The sequence below is a fragment of the Rhodococcus sp. ARC_M6 genome, assembly GCF_022810305.1.
In the GTDB taxonomy this organism is placed as follows: domain Bacteria; phylum Actinomycetota; class Actinomycetes; order Mycobacteriales; family Mycobacteriaceae; genus Rhodococcus_F.
This window is the reverse complement of record NZ_JALGQH010000002.1, coordinates 40,816-57,785: the sequence shown is the minus strand read 5'-3', so window position 1 is coordinate 57,785 and position 16,970 is coordinate 40,816. Positions and strand designations below refer to the sequence as shown.

16 protein-coding genes are annotated in these 16,970 nt (G+C 63.0%); 15 read left to right on the top strand and 1 reads right to left on the bottom strand.

Annotation, left to right across the window (positions count from 1 at the left end; all coding sequences use genetic code 11):
* Nucleotides 1-328: 328 nt before the first annotated feature.
* Genes aroC through aroQ form a run of 4 tightly spaced genes read left to right on the top strand, consistent with a single transcriptional unit; the run spans nucleotide 329 to nucleotide 3,635 of the window.
* Entirely contained in the window at nucleotides 329-1,516 is a 1,188-nt protein-coding gene (aroC, locus tag MTX36_RS03095) for a chorismate synthase (RefSeq protein ID WP_243618297.1), read from the top strand.
* Between the two features lie 34 nt (nucleotides 1,517-1,550).
* Nucleotides 1,551-2,060, top strand: coding sequence for a shikimate kinase (locus MTX36_RS03090; RefSeq protein WP_243618296.1), 510 nt, complete (start codon nucleotides 1,551-1,553; stop codon nucleotides 2,058-2,060).
* 25 nt (nucleotides 2,061-2,085) lie between these two features.
* On the top strand, nucleotides 2,086-3,195 hold the full coding sequence (gene aroB, locus MTX36_RS03085) for a 3-dehydroquinate synthase (RefSeq protein ID WP_243618295.1): 1,110 nt from the start codon (nucleotides 2,086-2,088) through the stop codon (nucleotides 3,193-3,195).
* An 11-nt stretch (nucleotides 3,196-3,206) separates the two neighbouring features.
* Complete coding sequence (gene aroQ, locus MTX36_RS03080) at nucleotides 3,207-3,635, top strand: type II 3-dehydroquinate dehydratase (RefSeq protein ID WP_243618294.1); 429 nt, start codon at nucleotides 3,207-3,209, stop codon at nucleotides 3,633-3,635.
* A 62-nt stretch (nucleotides 3,636-3,697) separates the two neighbouring features.
* On the opposite strand, the gene MTX36_RS03075 is transcribed toward aroQ, so the two are convergent.
* Complete coding sequence (locus MTX36_RS03075) at nucleotides 3,698-4,303, bottom strand: B-4DMT family transporter (protein WP_243618293.1); 606 nt, start codon at nucleotides 4,301-4,303, stop codon at nucleotides 3,698-3,700.
* Between the two features lie 111 nt (nucleotides 4,304-4,414).
* Between MTX36_RS03075 and MTX36_RS03070 the strand changes: the two genes are divergently transcribed.
* From MTX36_RS03070 to MTX36_RS03020, 11 genes are all read left to right on the top strand, one after another.
* Nucleotides 4,415-5,509 carry a Xaa-Pro peptidase family protein gene (locus MTX36_RS03070; RefSeq protein WP_243618292.1) on the top strand — a complete coding sequence of 365 codons (1,095 nt, stop codon included), beginning with the start codon at nucleotides 4,415-4,417 and terminating at the stop codon, nucleotides 5,507-5,509.
* Between the two features lie 36 nt (nucleotides 5,510-5,545).
* Nucleotides 5,546-6,109, top strand: a complete 564-nt coding sequence (gene efp, locus MTX36_RS03065; RefSeq protein WP_094272766.1) for an elongation factor P — start codon at nucleotides 5,546-5,548, stop codon at nucleotides 6,107-6,109.
* A gap of 1 nt (nucleotide 6,110) precedes the next feature.
* Nucleotides 6,111-6,608 (top strand): transcription antitermination factor NusB, encoded by a 498-nt coding sequence (gene nusB / locus MTX36_RS03060; RefSeq protein ID WP_094272767.1) that lies wholly within the window; start codon nucleotides 6,111-6,113, stop codon nucleotides 6,606-6,608.
* A gap of 209 nt (nucleotides 6,609-6,817) precedes the next feature.
* Nucleotides 6,818-7,432: a bifunctional pyr operon transcriptional regulator/uracil phosphoribosyltransferase PyrR gene (pyrR, locus tag MTX36_RS03055; RefSeq protein ID WP_243618291.1), complete on the top strand. Its 615-nt coding sequence runs from the start codon at nucleotides 6,818-6,820 to the stop codon at nucleotides 7,430-7,432.
* Nucleotides 7,429-8,373 (top strand): aspartate carbamoyltransferase catalytic subunit, encoded by a 945-nt coding sequence (locus tag MTX36_RS03050; RefSeq protein WP_243618290.1) that lies wholly within the window; start codon nucleotides 7,429-7,431, stop codon nucleotides 8,371-8,373. The genes pyrR and MTX36_RS03050 overlap by 4 nt, the downstream gene beginning before the upstream one ends.
* Entirely contained in the window at nucleotides 8,370-9,704 is a 1,335-nt protein-coding gene (locus tag MTX36_RS03045; protein WP_243618289.1) for a dihydroorotase, read from the top strand. The genes MTX36_RS03050 and MTX36_RS03045 overlap by 4 nt, the downstream gene beginning before the upstream one ends.
* Nucleotides 9,705-9,715: 11 nt before the next feature.
* Nucleotides 9,716-10,267 carry a transporter gene (locus MTX36_RS03040; protein WP_243618630.1) on the top strand — a complete coding sequence of 184 codons (552 nt, stop codon included), beginning with the start codon at nucleotides 9,716-9,718 and terminating at the stop codon, nucleotides 10,265-10,267.
* Nucleotides 10,264-11,439 (top strand): glutamine-hydrolyzing carbamoyl-phosphate synthase small subunit, encoded by a 1,176-nt coding sequence (gene carA / locus MTX36_RS03035; protein WP_243618288.1) that lies wholly within the window; start codon nucleotides 10,264-10,266, stop codon nucleotides 11,437-11,439. Before MTX36_RS03040 ends, carA begins: the two co-directional genes overlap by 4 nt.
* Nucleotides 11,439-14,795: a carbamoyl-phosphate synthase large subunit gene (gene carB / locus MTX36_RS03030; RefSeq protein WP_243618287.1), complete on the top strand. Its 3,357-nt coding sequence runs from the start codon at nucleotides 11,439-11,441 to the stop codon at nucleotides 14,793-14,795. Before carA ends, carB begins: the two co-directional genes overlap by 1 nt.
* The gene (gene pyrF / locus MTX36_RS03025; RefSeq protein ID WP_243618286.1) at nucleotides 14,792-15,613 is read left to right on the top strand and encodes an orotidine-5'-phosphate decarboxylase; all 822 of its coding nucleotides are present in this window, start codon (nucleotides 14,792-14,794) and stop codon (nucleotides 15,611-15,613) included. The genes carB and pyrF overlap by 4 nt, the downstream gene beginning before the upstream one ends.
* 57 nt (nucleotides 15,614-15,670) lie before the next feature.
* A complete protein-coding gene (locus MTX36_RS03020; protein WP_243618285.1) occupies nucleotides 15,671-16,894 on the top strand; it encodes a glycosyltransferase 87 family protein in 1,224 nt (407 codons plus the stop codon).
* Nucleotides 16,895-16,970: the final 76 nt, after the last annotated feature.

Genomic DNA, 16,970 nt, shown 5'->3' with positions numbered 1-16,970 from the left:
CGGCTCCCGGTCCTGCGCTGGCGATTGGTTGATACTGAATATCGAGTTCCACCACTCATTGGATAAGTGACGCTGGCAGAGCTGCCAGATGCGGCAGGTGTTCCCCGCGAATGCGGGGATGAGTCGCAGGCCCAAACTTGCTTGCGATGTCGCTGTCGGCCTGAAAGGTTTGCGCGCCAGGCCGACGGCGATTCGGGCAGCGGCAGGTGCAAGTCACCTCATGTTTGAGTGCGCCACCGCTACTCAGTTGATGTGACGCCGCGCAATCGGACGGCGGTCGCAGGACCACTGTCACAACCATTGCTTGGGACGTGGAAAGATAGGCGTCGTGCTGCGTTGGATAACTGCTGGAGAATCCCATGGTCCCGCCCTCGTCGCGATGCTCGAGGGCATGGTTGCGGGGGTCGAAGTGACCTCTGAGGCCATCTCGTCTGAACTTGCTCGCCGTCGACTCGGCTATGGCCGTGGCGCGCGGATGAAGTTCGAGGCCGACAAGGTCACCATCATTGGTGGTGTCCGCCACGGCTTTACGCTCGGTGGTCCCGTCGCCATTGAAATCGGCAACACCGAGTGGCCGAAGTGGGAAACCATCATGTCTGCCGATCCGGTGGATCCGGATCTACTTGCCGATCAGGCCCGCAATGCCCCGTTGACGCGCCCGCGTCCCGGCCACGCCGATTACAGCGGCATGCTCAAGTACGGCTTCAACGACGCCCGCCCGATCCTCGAGCGCGCGAGTGCTCGTGAGACCGCAGCTCGTGTTGCCGCCGGCACCGTTGCTCGTTCCTTCCTCCGTCAGGTCTTCGGCGTCGAGGTTGTCTCGCACGTCATCTCTATCGGTGCTTCCGATCCCTACGTCGGACCCGTGCCGGAAGGCAAAGACCTGGACGCGATTGACGCGAGCCCGGTTCGCGCCTTCGACAAGGCTGCCGAAGAGTCGATGATCGCCGAGATCGAAGCTGCCAAGAAGGACGGCGACACCCTGGGTGGTGTTGTCGAGGTTGTTATCCACGGACTGCCCGTCGGCCTGGGAACGTTTGTCAGTGGCGCCGAGCGTCTCGACGCTCGACTTGCCGCTGCGCTCATGGGAATTCAGGCCATCAAGGGTGTTGAGGTCGGTGACGGCTTCGAGACCGCGCGTCGACGCGGCAGCGAAGCTCACGACGAGATTCGCCCCGGCCCGGACGGCGTTGTTCGTTCCACCAACCGCGCCGGCGGTATCGAAGGCGGCATGACCAACGGTGAGGCTCTGAGGGTTCGCGCCGCAATGAAGCCCATCTCGACGGTTCCGCGGGCATTGGCAACTATCGACATGGAAACGGGTGAAGAGGCAGTTGCCATCCACCAGCGCAGTGACGTGTGTGCGGTTCCGGCTGCCGGTGTGGTTGCGGAATCCATGGTTGCACTCGTCGTCGCTCAGGTGGCACTCGAGAAGTTCGGCGGTGATTCCATTGCAGAAACCACAGCCAACTTCCGTAGTTACGCCGACGGCATCGCAGCCCGACCGCCTCGCTGAGAGATCCGAAATAGACGGTCCTGAGAGGTCCGACATGAAGCCGAAGGCTGTACTCATCGGGCCACCTGGCGCCGGTAAGTCGACCATCGGCCGTCGGGTTGCTCAGGCGCTGGGTCTGGCATTGATCGACACTGATGCCGAGATCGAGCGGACTACGGGTCGGACGATTCCCGATATCTTCGCTGTTGACGGTGAGCCGCGTTTTCGTGAGATTGAAGAAGACGTTGTCCGTGAGGCACTGTCCGGAACGGACGGCATTGTCTCCCTCGGAGGTGGTGCGATTCTCTCGGAGCGCACCCGGGATCTGCTGAAGGGCCACACGGTCATCTATCTCGAGATCAGTGTCGCCGAAGGTCTGCGGCGGACCGGTGCCAATAGTCATCGTCCGCTGCTGGCGGGTGGAGATCCGAAGGTGAAGTATCAAGAATTGATGCGACGCCGTCGACCGTTGTACCGCCGCGCTGCCACGATTCGGATTCGGACCGACAGCCGGAGTCCGTCGCGCGTCGTAGCGCAGCTGGTATCCAAACTTGAAGACAAATGATCAATCGGAGCGGAGCAGTGGAGCAGTGACCGAACCCGTAGTTGTAGAGGTGAAGACCGCAAATCCTTACTCGGTCGTGATCGGCCGCGGTCTGCTGGGCGATATCGTTGCCGAGCTCGAAGGCACGCGGACCGTCGCGATCTTCCACCAGCCGCCGCTGGCGGAGACGGCGGAAGCCGTGCGGGCTGCGTTGGCAGAGAAGGGAATCGATGCTCATCGCATCGAGATTCCGGACGCCGAGGATGGCAAGGATCTGGCTGTGGCCGGCTTCTGCTGGGACGTACTGGGCCGCATCGGCCTGACACGCAGCGACGCGATCATGAGCCTAGGCGGGGGAGCAGCAACAGACCTCACCGGTTTTGTTGCGGCAACCTGGATGCGCGGCGTGAAGGTTGTTCACGTCCCGACGACGCTGCTGGCAATGGTCGACGCAGCAGTGGGCGGCAAGACAGGCATCAACACCGAAGCCGGCAAGAACCTGGTCGGCTCGTTCCACGAGCCCGGTGCTGTGTTCATCGACCTCGCGACGCTGGAGACGGTGCCGCACAACGAGATCGTTGCCGGTTTGGCAGAGGTCATCAAGACCGGCTTCATTCAGGATCCGGTAATCCTGGACCTGATCGAGGCCGACCCGAAGGCTGCGCTGGATCCAGCGGGAACTGTTCTGCCCGAACTGATTCGGCGTTCCGTCGAGGTCAAGGCAAAGGTAGTGGCCGCGGATCTTCGCGAGTCGGATCTGCGCGAAATCCTCAACTACGGACACACTCTGGCGCACGCGATCGAGCGTCGCGAGCAGTACAAGTGGCGTCACGGCGCCGCAGTGGCCGTGGGCCTGGTCTTTGCTGCCGAACTGGGTCGTTTGGCCGGTCGCCTCGATGATGCGACGGCTGATCGCCACAAGTCGATCCTCGAATTGGTGGGGCTCCCGACGTCGTACGACGACGATGCCTTCTCTCAGCTGCTTGCCGGAATGCAGACCGACAAGAAGAACCGCGCCGGACTGCTCAGGTTCGTTGTTCTCGACGGCTTGGCCAAGCCCGGCCGCCTCGAAGGCCCGGATCCGTCACTGCTGGTCGCGGCGTACTCGGCAATTGCGCGTCCTCCGCGGTCATCCGGCGGTACGGTTCGACTGTGACAATCTCGCCGATGAGAATCAACGTGATCAACGGACCCAACCTCGGCCGTCTCGGTAAGCGTCAGCCCGAGGTCTACGGCTCGACCACGCACGACGATCTTGTCGAACTGTGTGTCGCAGCCGGTAAGGAATTGGGCGTCGAGGTAGTTGTACGTCAGAGCAATCACGAAGGCGAGTTGATCGGCTGGATTCACGACGCGGCTGACGCGGGTGAACCGGTGATTCTCAATGCCGGCGGACTGACTCACACGTCAGTCGTGCTGCGTGACGCGTGTGCGGAACTCACCGCTGGTCTGGTCGAGGTTCATATCTCGAACGTCCATGCGCGCGAAGAATTTCGGCATCATTCGTTCCTCAGTCCGATAGCGACAGGCGTCATCGTCGGGTTGGGTGTCGCCGGATACCCACTGGCGATCAGGTTCCTGGCCGAACGAGGCTGAACAAGCACACAAGTCGGGCCCCCGGGAAACTTCCTGGGGGCCCGACTTTGTTGGTAACAGCGTTACTGCTTGCCCAGATCGATGGGAGGAAAGACAGTGGTGTCGGCATCGGACTCTTCGACGGACATTGCCGCGCTGCCGCTGTAGGCGTGCTGGCCGGTGGGGGAGTCGTAGCCCTCGCTGACCGGAACCTGCTCGCGGTGACGCTCATGTGACGGCGTCTGAGGGGCGGTGCCGTTCTTGCGCTGTTCGCGGCCTGTGATGAACCGGCCGAGCGTGACGGCGATCATCGCGGGCACGAAGATGAGCAGGATGGTGAAGGCCGCGCCGGACGTGATTTCGAAGAACAGGCCCTGCTGTGTCAGTTCCAGGGCAGGGACGAGGCTGAGGGCCCAACTTGCGGCACCGGCGACAAATCCGCCGACCAGTGCAGCCTTGAGCCAGAGCATTGTGAGGTCTGCGCCGTCCTCGGCTTCCGGGAACTGACGGCGATCACGAATGCCGTCGATTCCGCCCCAAATTGCCGCCGCGACGATGACGATCAGCAGCGACAGCCATCGCAGGGTGGACCCCTGCAGTGGCCACTGCGAGATAGCCGCACCGAGCAATGCACGAAAGACAACATGTATCAGGGCCATGCCGAGGCCACGTACCAACCACGCGTTCATAGGTACAGCCTAACTAGAACAGATTCCATTATGTGGTCTAACCCACAACTATTGCTGTTACCGCGTGTTGTGGGGTGGGGAACACGCCGCCGCGAGCGGTAGGTTCGAGTCATGTCAGCTGATCACCGGTCCCGTCGTCAAGCGCTCCGCGAACTCTTGATCGCGCGGGAACTCGACGCGATTCTCGTCACAGATCTTGTGAACATTCGATACCTGACGGGATTCACGGGTTCCAATGCCGCGTTGCTGGTGAATGCCGCGGGTTCGGCGGCTGACGAGAAGGCTACGGTCATCTGCACCGACGGCCGCTACGTCACTCAGGTGGCGGAGCAGGTGCCGGACCTTCGGGCCGAAATCAATCGTTCGAGTGCTCGCCATCTGATTTCGACGTTCTCAAGCGAAGCGTTGGCTTTCGAGTCTCACATTGCGACATTCGCGGAACACCGATCCTGGACGGAGGCTGCCCCGTCCACCCGGTTCGAACCGGTGAGCGGACTCGTCGAAAAATTGCGGATGGTCAAGGATGAACACGAGATCGACTTGCTTCGCGCGGCGTGTACTGCCGCCGATGATGCGTTGGCGCAGTTGATCGCTCGCGGCGGACTGCGACCGGGGCGAACCGAACGCGAAGTGGGCCGGGAACTGGAAAACCTCATGTTCGACAACGGCGCCGACGGCATCTCCTTCGAGACCATCGTGGCTGCCGGCGCGAATTCGGCGATTCCGCATCACCGGCCGACGGGAGCAGTGTTGGCGTCGGGAGACTTCGTGAAACTGGACTTCGGTGCACAGATCGGTGGCTACCACTCGGACATGACACGAACGTACGTTTTGGAGACTGTTTCCGATTGGCAACGGGAGGTGTACGAGCTCGTCGCACAGTCTCAGGCAGCCGGACGTGCGGCACTGATCCCTGGCGCAGAATGTGCCGCGGTAGACGCCGCAGCACGCGCAGTGATCGACGATGCCGGGTACGGCGAGTTGTTTCTGCACGGCCTCGGACACGGCGTGGGGCTGGAAATCCATGAAGCACCGGGAATCGGCAAGCTCGGCACCGGTACACTTCTTTCCGGCGCGGCGGTGACCGTCGAGCCGGGCGTGTATTTCTCCGGGCGCGGAGGCGTACGGATCGAGGACACGCTCGTTGTTCGTGAGCAGGGGCCAGAGCTGCTCACACTGACCGCAAAAGACCTTACCGTCGTCTAAGACGGTTCCCGACCCCCTCTAGGAGACGCGAAGCAAGTGGCTTCCACCAGTGATTTCAAGAATGGTCTGGTTCTGCAGATCGAAGGCCAGCTGTGGACGATCATCGAGTTCCAGCACGTCAAGCCTGGCAAGGGCCCCGCTTTCGTTCGCACCAAGCTCAAGAATGTTCTCTCGGGCAAGGTAGTGGACAAGACCTTCAACGCCGGTGTGAAGGTCGAGACCGCCACGGTCGACCGTCGTAGCATGACCTACCTGTACCACGACGGTAGCGATTACATCTTCATGGATGGCGACACTTTCGACCAGGTTCCGGTCAGCGAAGCAGTCGTTGGCGACCAGTCGCGTTTCCTCCTCGAGAACATGCTCGTCCAGGTTGCGACCCACGAAGAGGTTCCCCTCTTCGTCGAGCTCCCGGTCACGGTCGAGCTTGTTGTTCAGCACACCGATCCGGGCCTGCAGGGTGACCGCTCCACTGGTGGCACCAAGCCGGCGACCCTCGAGACCGGCGCCGAGATCAGCGTTCCGCTGTTCATCAACACCGGTGACAAGCTCAAGGTCGATTCGCGTGACGGCAACTACCTCGGGCGTGTGAATTCCTAAAGTGTCCGGCACACATAAGAAACTCGGTGCGCGGCACAAGGCGCGGAAGCGTGCCGTCGACTTCCTCTTCGAAGCCGAAGCACGTGACCTCGATCCGGTTGCACTGACATCTGAGCGTTCCGATCTGTCCGTCAAGGACGATTCGGTGGCTCCGGTTGCTCAGTACACGGTCACCTTGGTGTCCGGCGTTGCAGAAAACCTGGATCGAATCGATCAGGTCATCTCCTCGCACCTGCAGGAGTGGACGCTCCAGCGTCTGCCGGCAGTTGACCGCGCGATCCTGCGTATCGCCGTGTGGGAGCTTTTCCACGCGACGGACGTTCCGCCCGTTGTGGCCGTCGACGAGGCCGTCGAATTGGCGAAGCAGCTGTCCACGGACGATTCACCGGGGTTTGTCAACGGCATCCTCGGCCAGGTCGTTCTCGTAGCGCCGCAGGTTCGTTCGGCTGCTGCCGCGACGTCCCAGCGCGCTCAGGAAACTGATTCGGAAACCGAGTAGTTTTCAGTTCCACCACCCGCCGTGCGAGTCGCACAAATGTCACCGTGCGAGTCGCACAAGTGTCACTGCGTGGGCGAAGTTGTGTGTCTGAACACAACCCGTCTGAGGACGCGTTCGCACGGCGGGATCAGGTCTGTCGGCTGATAGGGTGGGGACCGTCAGACATCCTTTAACGATCCGTCCAGTGAGGCGGAGAAGGAGGTCGCTGTATGAGCGTGCCCGAAGGGTCTCGCCCATCCGATCTTGCTGGTCCAGAAAGTTCCTCTGAGATTCGCGAATTGTTGTCCGCCCAAGATGTGGGCCGGACCGTCGCGCGTATCGCTCACGAAATTATCGAGAAAACCGCACTCGACGGACCCGAGGGAACTGCGCCCCGCGTAGTCCTGATCGGTATCCCGACTCGCGGAACCATTCTCGCGACGCGTCTTCGCGACAAGATCGAAGAATTTTCCGGTGTGCGCACTCCCATCGGATCTCTTGACATCACGCTCTACCGCGACGATCTCCGCACCAAGCCTCATCGCCCCCTCGAGCGGACATCTGTCCCCGACGGTGGAGTGGACAACGCTCTGGTCGTTCTGGTCGACGACGTCCTCTTCTCGGGCCGTACCGTCCGCTCCGCTCTGGATGCGCTGCGCGATCTGGGTCGCCCCCGTGCCGTGCAGCTCGCGGTTCTGGTTGACCGTGGTCACCGTGAACTCCCGTTGCGCGCCGATTACGTCGGCAAGAACGTCCCGACTGCGAGGTCCGAGGACGTCAAGGTTTTGCTCCAGGAGCACGACGGCCGGGATGCAGTCATCATTTCCGGAGGTAAGAGCGCGTGAAGCACCTTCTCTCCATCGCGGACCTCAATCGTGAGGCCGCGCTAGAACTTCTCGACGAGGCCGAACGCTTCGAGCAGGCACTTCTCGGACGTGAAGTTCGTAAGCTTCCGACGCTGCGTGGCCGCACGGTCATGACGGTGTTCTTCGAGAACTCCACCCGCACGCGCGTCTCCTTCGAGGTAGCCGGTAAGTGGATGAGCGCCGACGTCATCAACGTCAGTGCATCCAGTTCTTCGGTGTCCAAGGGTGAATCGCTGCGCGATACGGCTATGACGCTGCGCGCCGCGGGTGCCGACGCCCTCATTGTGCGTCACCCCGCGTCCGGCGCTGCTCATCAGATCGCGAAGTGGACCGGCGAAGCCGAAGACGGCGGCCCGGCGATCATCAATGCCGGCGACGGTACTCACGAGCATCCGACGCAGGCTTTGCTCGACGCGTTGACCTTGCGTCAGCGCCTCGGCGAGATCGAGGGCAAGCGCATCGCGATTGTCGGCGACATCCTGCACAGTCGCGTCGCACGTTCCAACGCGCTGCTGCTCTCGATGCTCGGCGCCGAGGTTGTCCTGGTTGCGCCCCCGACGTTGCTGCCGGTCGGCGCACACACGTGGCCGGTCACAGTCGCGCATTCGCTGGACGCCGAACTGCCCGGCCTCGACGCCGTGCTGATGCTCCGTGTTCAGGCCGAGCGCATGAACGGCGGATTCTTCCCGTCGCAGCGTGAGTACTCGATCAACTACGGCTTGTCCGAGAAGCGTCTGGGAATGCTGGCCGATCACGCGGTGGTCCTGCACCCCGGTCCCATGCTGCGCGGTATGGAAATTGCTTCCGCTGTCGCAGATTCTTCCAAAGCTGCTGTACTGCAACAGGTTACCAATGGCGTTCATATGCGCATGGCTGTCTTGTTCCGGCTTCTGGTCGGCTCTGAGGACGGTGCGCTGTGACCAAGAATCAGAACGGAGAATCACCCGTGAGTGTCCTGCTCAAGGATGTTTTGATCTACGGAGAAGGGGATGCCGTCGACGTACTGGTCGGCAACGGCACCATCCTCGAGATCGGCGCAAACCTGGATCCGGCCACTGCATCCGAGGTGATCGACGGCAGCGGGCAAATTCTTCTTCCCGGCTTCGTCGACCTGCACACGCACCTGCGTGAGCCCGGCCGTGAAGACACCGAGACCATCGAAACCGGTTCCGCTGCAGCCGCTCTCGGCGGTTACACCGCCGTGTTCGCAATGGCTAACACCAGTCCGGTTGCCGATTCGGTAGTCATCACCGATCACGTCTGGCGACGCGGACAGGAAGTCGGCCTCGTCGACGTCCACCCTGTCGGCGCTGTCACGGTGGGCTTGAAGGGCAAGCAGCTCGCCGAAATGGCGACCATGGCCGCCGGTATCGGCAAGGTCAAGATGTTCTCCGACGACGGCCACTGCGTCGACGATCCGTTGATCATGCGCCGCGCGCTCGAATACTCCAGCTCACTCGGTGTTCTGATCGCTCAGCACGCCGAAGAGCCACGTCTGACCGTCGGCGCAGTAGCGCACGAGGGTCCGACGGCCGCTCGCTTGGGCCTGGCCGGCTGGCCGCGCGCTGCTGAAGAGTCCATCGTTGCCCGCGACGCGCTTCTCGCTCGCGACGCCGGCGCTCGGGTTCACATCTGCCACGCCTCGACCGCTGGAACCGTCGAACTCGTGAAGTGGGCTCGCAGCCAGGGTATCTCGATTACCGCCGAGGTCACGCCGCACCACCTGCTGCTCGACGATTCGCGTCTCGAGACGTATGACGCCATCAACAAAGTCAACCCGCCGCTGCGCGAGGCCAGCGATGTTGCTGCCCTGCGCAAGGGTTTGGCCGAGGGCATCATCGACTGCGTCGCCACCGACCATGCTCCGCACGCCGAGCAGGACAAGTGCTGTGAGTTCGCCGCTGCCCGCCCGGGCATGCTCGGCCTCGAAACTGCCCTCTCGATCATCGTGCAAACGATGGTTCAGCCGGGCCTGCTCGATTGGCGCGGCGTTGCCCGCGTCATGAGCGAGCGTCCCGCATCGATCGTCGGACTCGACGATCAGGGTCGTCCCATCGCGGTGGGGGAGCCGGCCAACCTGACGCTGGTCGATCCTTCCGCCGAGTGGACAGTGCATGGACGCGAGCTGGCGAGTGTCGCGAATAACACTCCGTACGAGTCGATGACTTTGCCCGCCCGGGTCACGACCACACTGTTACGTGGCCGGATTACCGCACACGACGGGTCCGCCCGGCTGCTGAGCGAGGAGTAGGCGTCATGGAGATGGAAAGAGTTCTGTGGGTCGTAGGACTGGTGATCTTCTGGGTCGCCATGATCGGCCTCATGTTCATCGGGTGGCGCGGCCGTGCCCGACGTCAGAAAGACTCGATCGGCGAGTTGCCCACGGTACCGGCAACTTTGGGTGAACTGCTCGTCATGCCCACCACGGGCCTGTACGTCGGCAGCACCATCGCACCCAGTTGGCAGGACCGCATCGCCGTCGGCGACCTCGGGTTCCGGTCCACCTGCGAGATCAGCCGTTACTCCGGCGGAATCTTGCTGGAGCGCACCGGTGCGTCGGCCATCTGGATTCCCCAGAAGTCGATCCGCGCGATCCGCACCGAGAACGGTCTCGCCGGCAAGGTCATGAGCAAGGACGGCGTCCTGGTCATCCGCTGGGAGTTGCCGAGCGGCACCGAGATCGACACGGGTGTGCGCGGCGACGACAAGTTGGTCTACCCCGACTGGGTCAAGCCCTTAGATGTCTCGAATAAGACTAAAAACAACGAAGACGCAAGCTCTGGCGAGATCGAGCAGAACGGAAAGAACGCATGAGCGGCTTTGACAACAGCCCCGCAGTACTGGTCCTCGAAGACGGACGGGTGTTCCGCGGAACCACCTTCGGCGCGGTTGGCCAGACCCTGGGCGAAGCGGTGTTCAGCACCGGCATGACCGGCTACCAGGAAACGCTCACCGATCCCAGCTACCACCGCCAGATCGTGGTCTCCACCGCTCCCCAGATCGGCAACACCGGCTGGAACGACGAAGACGACGAGTCCGTCGGACCCACCGGAGATTCCGCCGGAGCCAAGATCTGGGTCGCCGGTTACGTTGTCCGCGACCCATCGCGGGTCACCTCGAGCTGGCGCGCGACGGGTTCGCTGCAGGCCAAGCTCGAAGAGCAGTCGATAGTCGGCATCGCCGGCATCGACACCCGCGCGCTGGTCCGCCACCTGCGTACCCGCGGCTCCATGAAGGCCGGCATCTTCTCCGGTGACGCGCTTGCAGCCGATGATGTTCTGGTCGAGCGGGTCAAGGATCAGCCGACCATGCTCGGTGCCGATCTCGCCAGCGAGGTCAGCACCACCAGTGGCTACATCGTCGAGCCCAAGGGTGGTGAGGCGCTGTACACCGTCGCCGCCATCGACCTCGGCATCAAGACCAACACCCCGCGCATGTTCGCCGAGCGCGGCATCCGCGTTCACGTCTTGCCGTCCAACGCGACGCTCGAGCAGATCCTCGATCTCAAGGCCGACGGAGTGTTCCTCTCCAACGGTCCGGGTGACCCGGCCACCGCCGACGGTGCTGTTCACCTCACCAAAGAGGTCATCGGACAGGGCTTGCCGCTGTTCGGTATCTGCTTCGGCAACCAGATCCTGGGCCGTGCGCTCGGAATGAGCACGTACAAGATGAAGTTCGGCCACCGCGGCATCAACGTCCCGGTCATCGAGCATCAGACCGGTCGCATCGCGATCACCGCTCAGAACCACGGCTTCGCGCTCGAAGGCGAAGCCGGCCAGGAATTCGACACACCGTTCGGCCGGGCCGTGGTCAGCCACACCTGCGCCAACGACGGAGCCGTCGAAGGCGTTCGCCTGCTCGACGATTCAGCCTTCTCGGTTCAGTACCACCCCGAAGCTGCTGCCGGCCCGCACGACGCCGCGTACCTCTTCGACCGCTTCACCAGCCTGCTCTCCGCACGGAAAGAAACCGGAGTCAAGAACTAATGCCACGCCGTACAGATCTCAAGCACATCCTGGTAATCGGCTCCGGTCCGATCGTTATCGGTCAGGCCTGCGAGTTCGACTACTCGGGCACCCAGGCCTGCCGCGTCCTGCAAGAGGAAGGCCTGCGCGTCAGCCTGGTCAACTCCAACCCGGCCACGATCATGACGGACCCCGAGTTCGCCGACGCCACCTACGTCGAGCCGATCACGGCCGAGTTCCTCGAGAAGGTCATCGCCAAGGAAGCCTTGCAGGGCCACAAGATCGATGCCGTCCTCGCGACGCTCGGTGGCCAGACCGCTCTCAATGCCGCAGTGGCACTGCATGAGCAGGGCATCCTCGAAAAGTACGACGTCGAGCTGATCGGTGCCGATTTCGACGCCATCCAGCGCGGCGAGGATCGCCAGAAGTTCAAGGACATCGTTGCCAAGGTCGGCGGCGAATCCGCGAAGTCGGCTGTTTGCTACACGATGGACGAAGTACACGCCACGGTTGCCGAACTTGGCTACCCGGTCGTCGTTCGCCCGTCCTTCACCATGGGTGGCCTCGGCTCCGGCATGGCGTACAACGTCGACGACCTCAACCGGATCGCCGGTGGCGGTCTCGCTGCGTCGCCGACGGCCAACGTCCTCATCGAGGAATCCATCCTCGGTTGGAAGGAATACGAGCTCGAGCTCATGCGTGACAGTCGCGACAACGTCGTGATCGTCTGCTCCATCGAGAACGTCGACCCGGTCGGTGTTCACACCGGCGACTCGGTCACCGTCGCACCCGCGATGACCCTGACCGACCGCGAGTACCAGGACATGCGCGACCTCTCCATCGACATCCTGCGTGAGGTGGGCGTCGACACCGGCGGCTGCAACATCCAGTTCGCGATGGACCCGGCTGACGGTCGCCTGGTTGTCATCGAGATGAACCCGCGCGTGTCCCGCTCGTCGGCTCTGGCATCGAAGGCGACGGGTTACCCGATCGCGAAGATGGCCGCCAAGCTGGCCATCGGGTACACGCTCGACGAAATTATCAACGACATCACCGGCGAGACCCCGGCTTGCTTCGAGCCGACGCTCGACTACGTCGTCGTCAAGGCTCCGCGGTTCGCTTTCGAGAAGTTCCCCGGCGCCGACGGCACCCTGACCACCACGATGAAGTCGGTGGGCGAGGCCATGAGCATCGGCCGCAACTTCACCGAGGCCTTCGGCAAGGTCATGCGTTCGCTCGAGACCAAGCGTGCGGGTTACTGGACTGGCCTCGAGGTCGAGGCCGAGAGCCTCGAAGCCTTGCTCGCCGACCTGAGCGTTCCGCAGGACGGCCGCATGTACGGCATCGAGAAGGCATTCGCGATGGGCGCCACCGTCGAGCAGCTTTTCGAAGCCACCAAGATCGATCCGTGGTTCCTCGACCAGTTCCTGCAGATCCACGAGCTCGGCAACAAGATCCGCGCAACCGAGTCGTTCGACGAGGCTGCGCTGCGTCAGGCCAAGTACCACGGCCTCTCCGATCGCCAGATCGCTGCTCTGCGTCCCGAATTGGGCGGCGACACTCACGCCGGTGAAGACGCAGTTCGTGCCCTCCGTGACGAGCTCGGTGTGCACCCGGTCTACAAGACCGTCGACACCTGCGCCGCAGAGTTCGAAGCCAAGACGCCGTACCACTACTCGACGTACGAGCTGGACCCCAACGCCGAGTCCGAAGTTGCGCCGCAGATCGAGCGTCCCAAGGTCCTGATCCTCGGATCGGGCCCCAACCGCATCGGTCAGGGCATCGAGTTCGACTACTCCTGTGTCCACGCAGCGCAGACACTGTCCGAGGCCGGCTACGAGACCGTCATGGTCAACTGCAACCCCGAGACCGTCTCCACCGACTACGACACCGCTGACCGCCTGTACTTCGAGCCGCTCACGTTCGAGGACGTGTTCGAGGTCTACCGCGCAGAAGCTCAGTCCGGCACCGTTGCGGGCGTCATCGTCCAGCTCGGTGGCCAGACCCCGCTCGGCCTGGCCAAGCGTCTCGAAGCTGCCGGCGTTCCGATCGTCGGAACCAGCCCGGCCGCAATCGATTTGGCCGAGGACCGTGGCGAATTCGGCCGCGTGCTGAACGAAGCCGGTCTGCCCGCACCGAAGTTCGGTACCGCCACCACGTTCGACGGCGCCCGTGAGATCGCAGCCGGAATCGGCTACCCGGTCCTCGTTCGTCCGTCGTACGTGCTCGGTGGACGCGGCATGGAGATCGTCTACGACGAGCCTTCCCTCGCCAACTACATCTCGCGCGCCACCGAGATTTCGGACGACCGCCCCGTGCTGGTCGACCGCTTCCTCGAAGACGCAGTCGAGATCGACGTCGACGCACTGTGCGACGGCACCGAGGTGTACCTGGGCGGCGTCATGGAGCACATCGAGGAAGCCGGAATTCACTCCGGTGACTCCGCGTGCGCGCTGCCTCCCATCACCCTGGGCCGCGCAGACCTCGAGAACGTCCGACGCTCCACCGAGGCACTTGCCAAGGGAATCGGCGTCAAGGGTCTGCTCAACGTGCAGTACGCACTCAAGGACGACATTCTCTACGTCCTCGAAGCGAACCCGCGTGCCAGCCGCACCGTCCCGTTCGTCTCCAAGGCGACGGCCGTTCAGTTGGCCAAGGCCTGTGCTCGCGTCATGCTCGGTGAGTCCATTGCAGACCTGCGTGCCAGCGGCATCCTGCCCGCGACGGGCGACGGCGGAAACACTCCCGCCGGTGCACCCATCGCGGTCAAGGAAGCAGTTCTGCCGTTCAACCGGTTCCGTCGCGCCGACGGCACCGGCGTCGACACCCTGCTGAGCCCGGAAATGAAGTCCACCGGTGAGGTCATGGGCATCGACTTCGACTTCGGCACCGCATTCGCCAAGTCGCAGACCGCTGCTTACGGTTCGCTGCCCACCGAAGGTGCCGTGTTCGTCTCGGTCGCCAACAAGGACAAGCGTTCGCTGATCTTCCCGGTCAAGCGTCTCGCAGACCTGGGCTTCACGATCCTTGCTACCGAAGGCACCGCAGATGTATTGCGTCGCAACGGTATCGAGTGCAAGAACGTGTACAAGCAGTCCGGCGAAGAGGTTCCCGAGGGTGCCGCCACCATCGTCGACCAGATCAAGAGCGGCGAGGTCGCCATGGTGATCAACACGCCGTACGGCAACTCCGGCCCGCGCGTCGACGGCTACGAGATCCGCAGCGCCGCAGTCGCGTCGAACATCCCGTGCATCACCACTGTGCAGGGCGCTTCGGCTGCCGTTCAGGGCATCGAAGCCGCAATTCGCGGCGACATCGGCGTTCATTCCTTGCAGGAACTGCACGCCGGTCTGCGTCAACCGTCCACCCAGTCGTGACACACAGCTGGGGTCACCGTCTCCGGTCCGCAATCGCGCACCGGGGGCGGCTGTGTGTGGGCATCGACCCACACCCGGCGCTACTCGACGCGTGGGGCCTGCCCCGCTCGGCTGAGGGTCTCGAAACTTTTGCCGAGATCTGCGTCGAGGCATTCACCGGCGAAGTTGCCATCGTGAAGCCTCAGGTCGCGTTCTTCGAGGCGTACGGCAGCGAAGGCTTTGCTGTCCTCGAGCGCACCATCTCGGTACTGCGCGACGCCGGGACACTGGTTGTCGCGGATGCCAAGCGCGGCGACATCGGTTCCACCATGGATGCGTACGCGCAGGCCTGGCTCGGAGAATCGCCGTTGACCTCGGATTCGGTGACGGTGTCGCCTTACCTCGGTTTCGGCGCCTTGGCTCCCGCCTTGGAGTTGGCCCGCGAGAATGCGCGCGGAATCTTCGTGCTTGCGCGCACCTCCAATCCCGAGGGTGGGGGACTGCAGCAGTCTTCGGCCGATGGTGTGTCGGTTGCCCAGTCGATAGTCGACGACGCGATCGCCGCAAATGCCGACGGCCACGACACCGTCGGACTGGTGGTGGGTGCCACCTGCGATCACGGACTGGACCTGAGCAACTTCAGCGGTCCGATCCTGGCTCCCGGATTGGGTGCACAGGGCGCGACGGCCGCGGACCTGGCGGAGATATTCGCCGGTTCCACGGAGCTGCTCCTGCCCAACTCTTCGCGTGGCATCCTCAAGCACGGCCCGTCGGTGACGGCTCTGCGTGAGGCGGCCATGCGTGATCGGGATGAGATCGAAGCAGCATTGGCGAACTGATCCGTGAGCGATAACGACGTTTCGAACGCTGTCAGATCCCGGTGGTACCGTCCGGCGGTGAACGGATCGGGTGGGGCGAAGCGTCGTTGGTGGCATGAGCGTCGTTGGTGGCAGGCCGCAGTGCTTGTTGTGCTGTGCGCCGTGCTGGCCACGGTATTTCAAGCTGTGACCGGAGTACACGGCGACGACCTCGCGGTGTATCGGACGGCCGGGCAAGCAGTTCTGGACGGCTCGAGTCTGTACGACTCCACGTTCAACGCCCGGCTTCCGTTCACCTACCCACCGTTCGCAGCGCTCGTTGCTGTTCCGATCGCGATCGGAACGTGGGGGTTCGTGCAGTGGGAGTGGACTTTTGTCAGTCTCCTGATGCTGGCGGTGATCATCGTCTTGAGTTATCGGGGCGTTCCGCTGACTCGTAAGCGACCGCTCGCGGTGTACGCGGGATTTCTGATCCTGTGGACGGTGGCCTCCCCGATTTCGGATCATCTCGGATACGGGCAGGTCGGGTTGTTTCTGACGATGCTGTGCCTGATCGACGTACTGGCGCGGCCCAAGTGGTTGCCCGAGGGCGTCCTGGTCGGCATTGCCGGTGCCATCAAACTGGTTCCGATCGTGTATCTCGGTTACTACCTGATTACCGGAAAGTGGAAGGCTCTCGGCGGCGGGCTGGCCGGTTTTGCCGGCGCGACGTTGTTGGGCTTCGCGGTACTGCCGCGCCAGACCATCGACTACTTCGGCGACATCGCGTCATTGTCGGGCAAGGTCGCGGTGGGTGACCCGGCGGTCTTCGGGAACCAATCTCTTCGCGGTATGGCGTTGCGTGAACTCCCGGATGCCTTGGTGGGTCCTGTATGGCTGGCTGCCTGCGCAGTGTTGGCCGTACTGGGGATTCTCGCTACCCGGCGCGCTGCGCGCTTACGGGGGGATCTGGCAGCCTTCACCGTCGTTGCACTGCTGGCTGCGGTGGTCACACCGATCGCGTGGACCCACCACTTCGTGTGGTTGGTGCCGGCCGTGGGTGTGCTGCTGACACCAGTCGTCGGTCGACGGGGGATTCCCGCGTGGTCCGCGGTGGCGGCAGCTCTCACTGCCGTCGTAGTGCTTTTCCGATTGCCACGAGTGGGCGCAGATCTGAACATCCCGATCCTGGGGTTTGTCTTGGAGAACTCTTTGCTTTGGGCGGTATTGGTGGTCGTTGTGGCCCTGGCCGTACCGGGTTCGACTCGAAAAGCCGATGCAGAATTCGGCGTCGACGACCCGAAATCCTCGCTTCCGGCCTGAAAATCGGCCGCGACACGCGCATACGCGCCGAATTGCACCGAAAAATTTGACTGTGTCGACAAGCACGTTTGTCGAA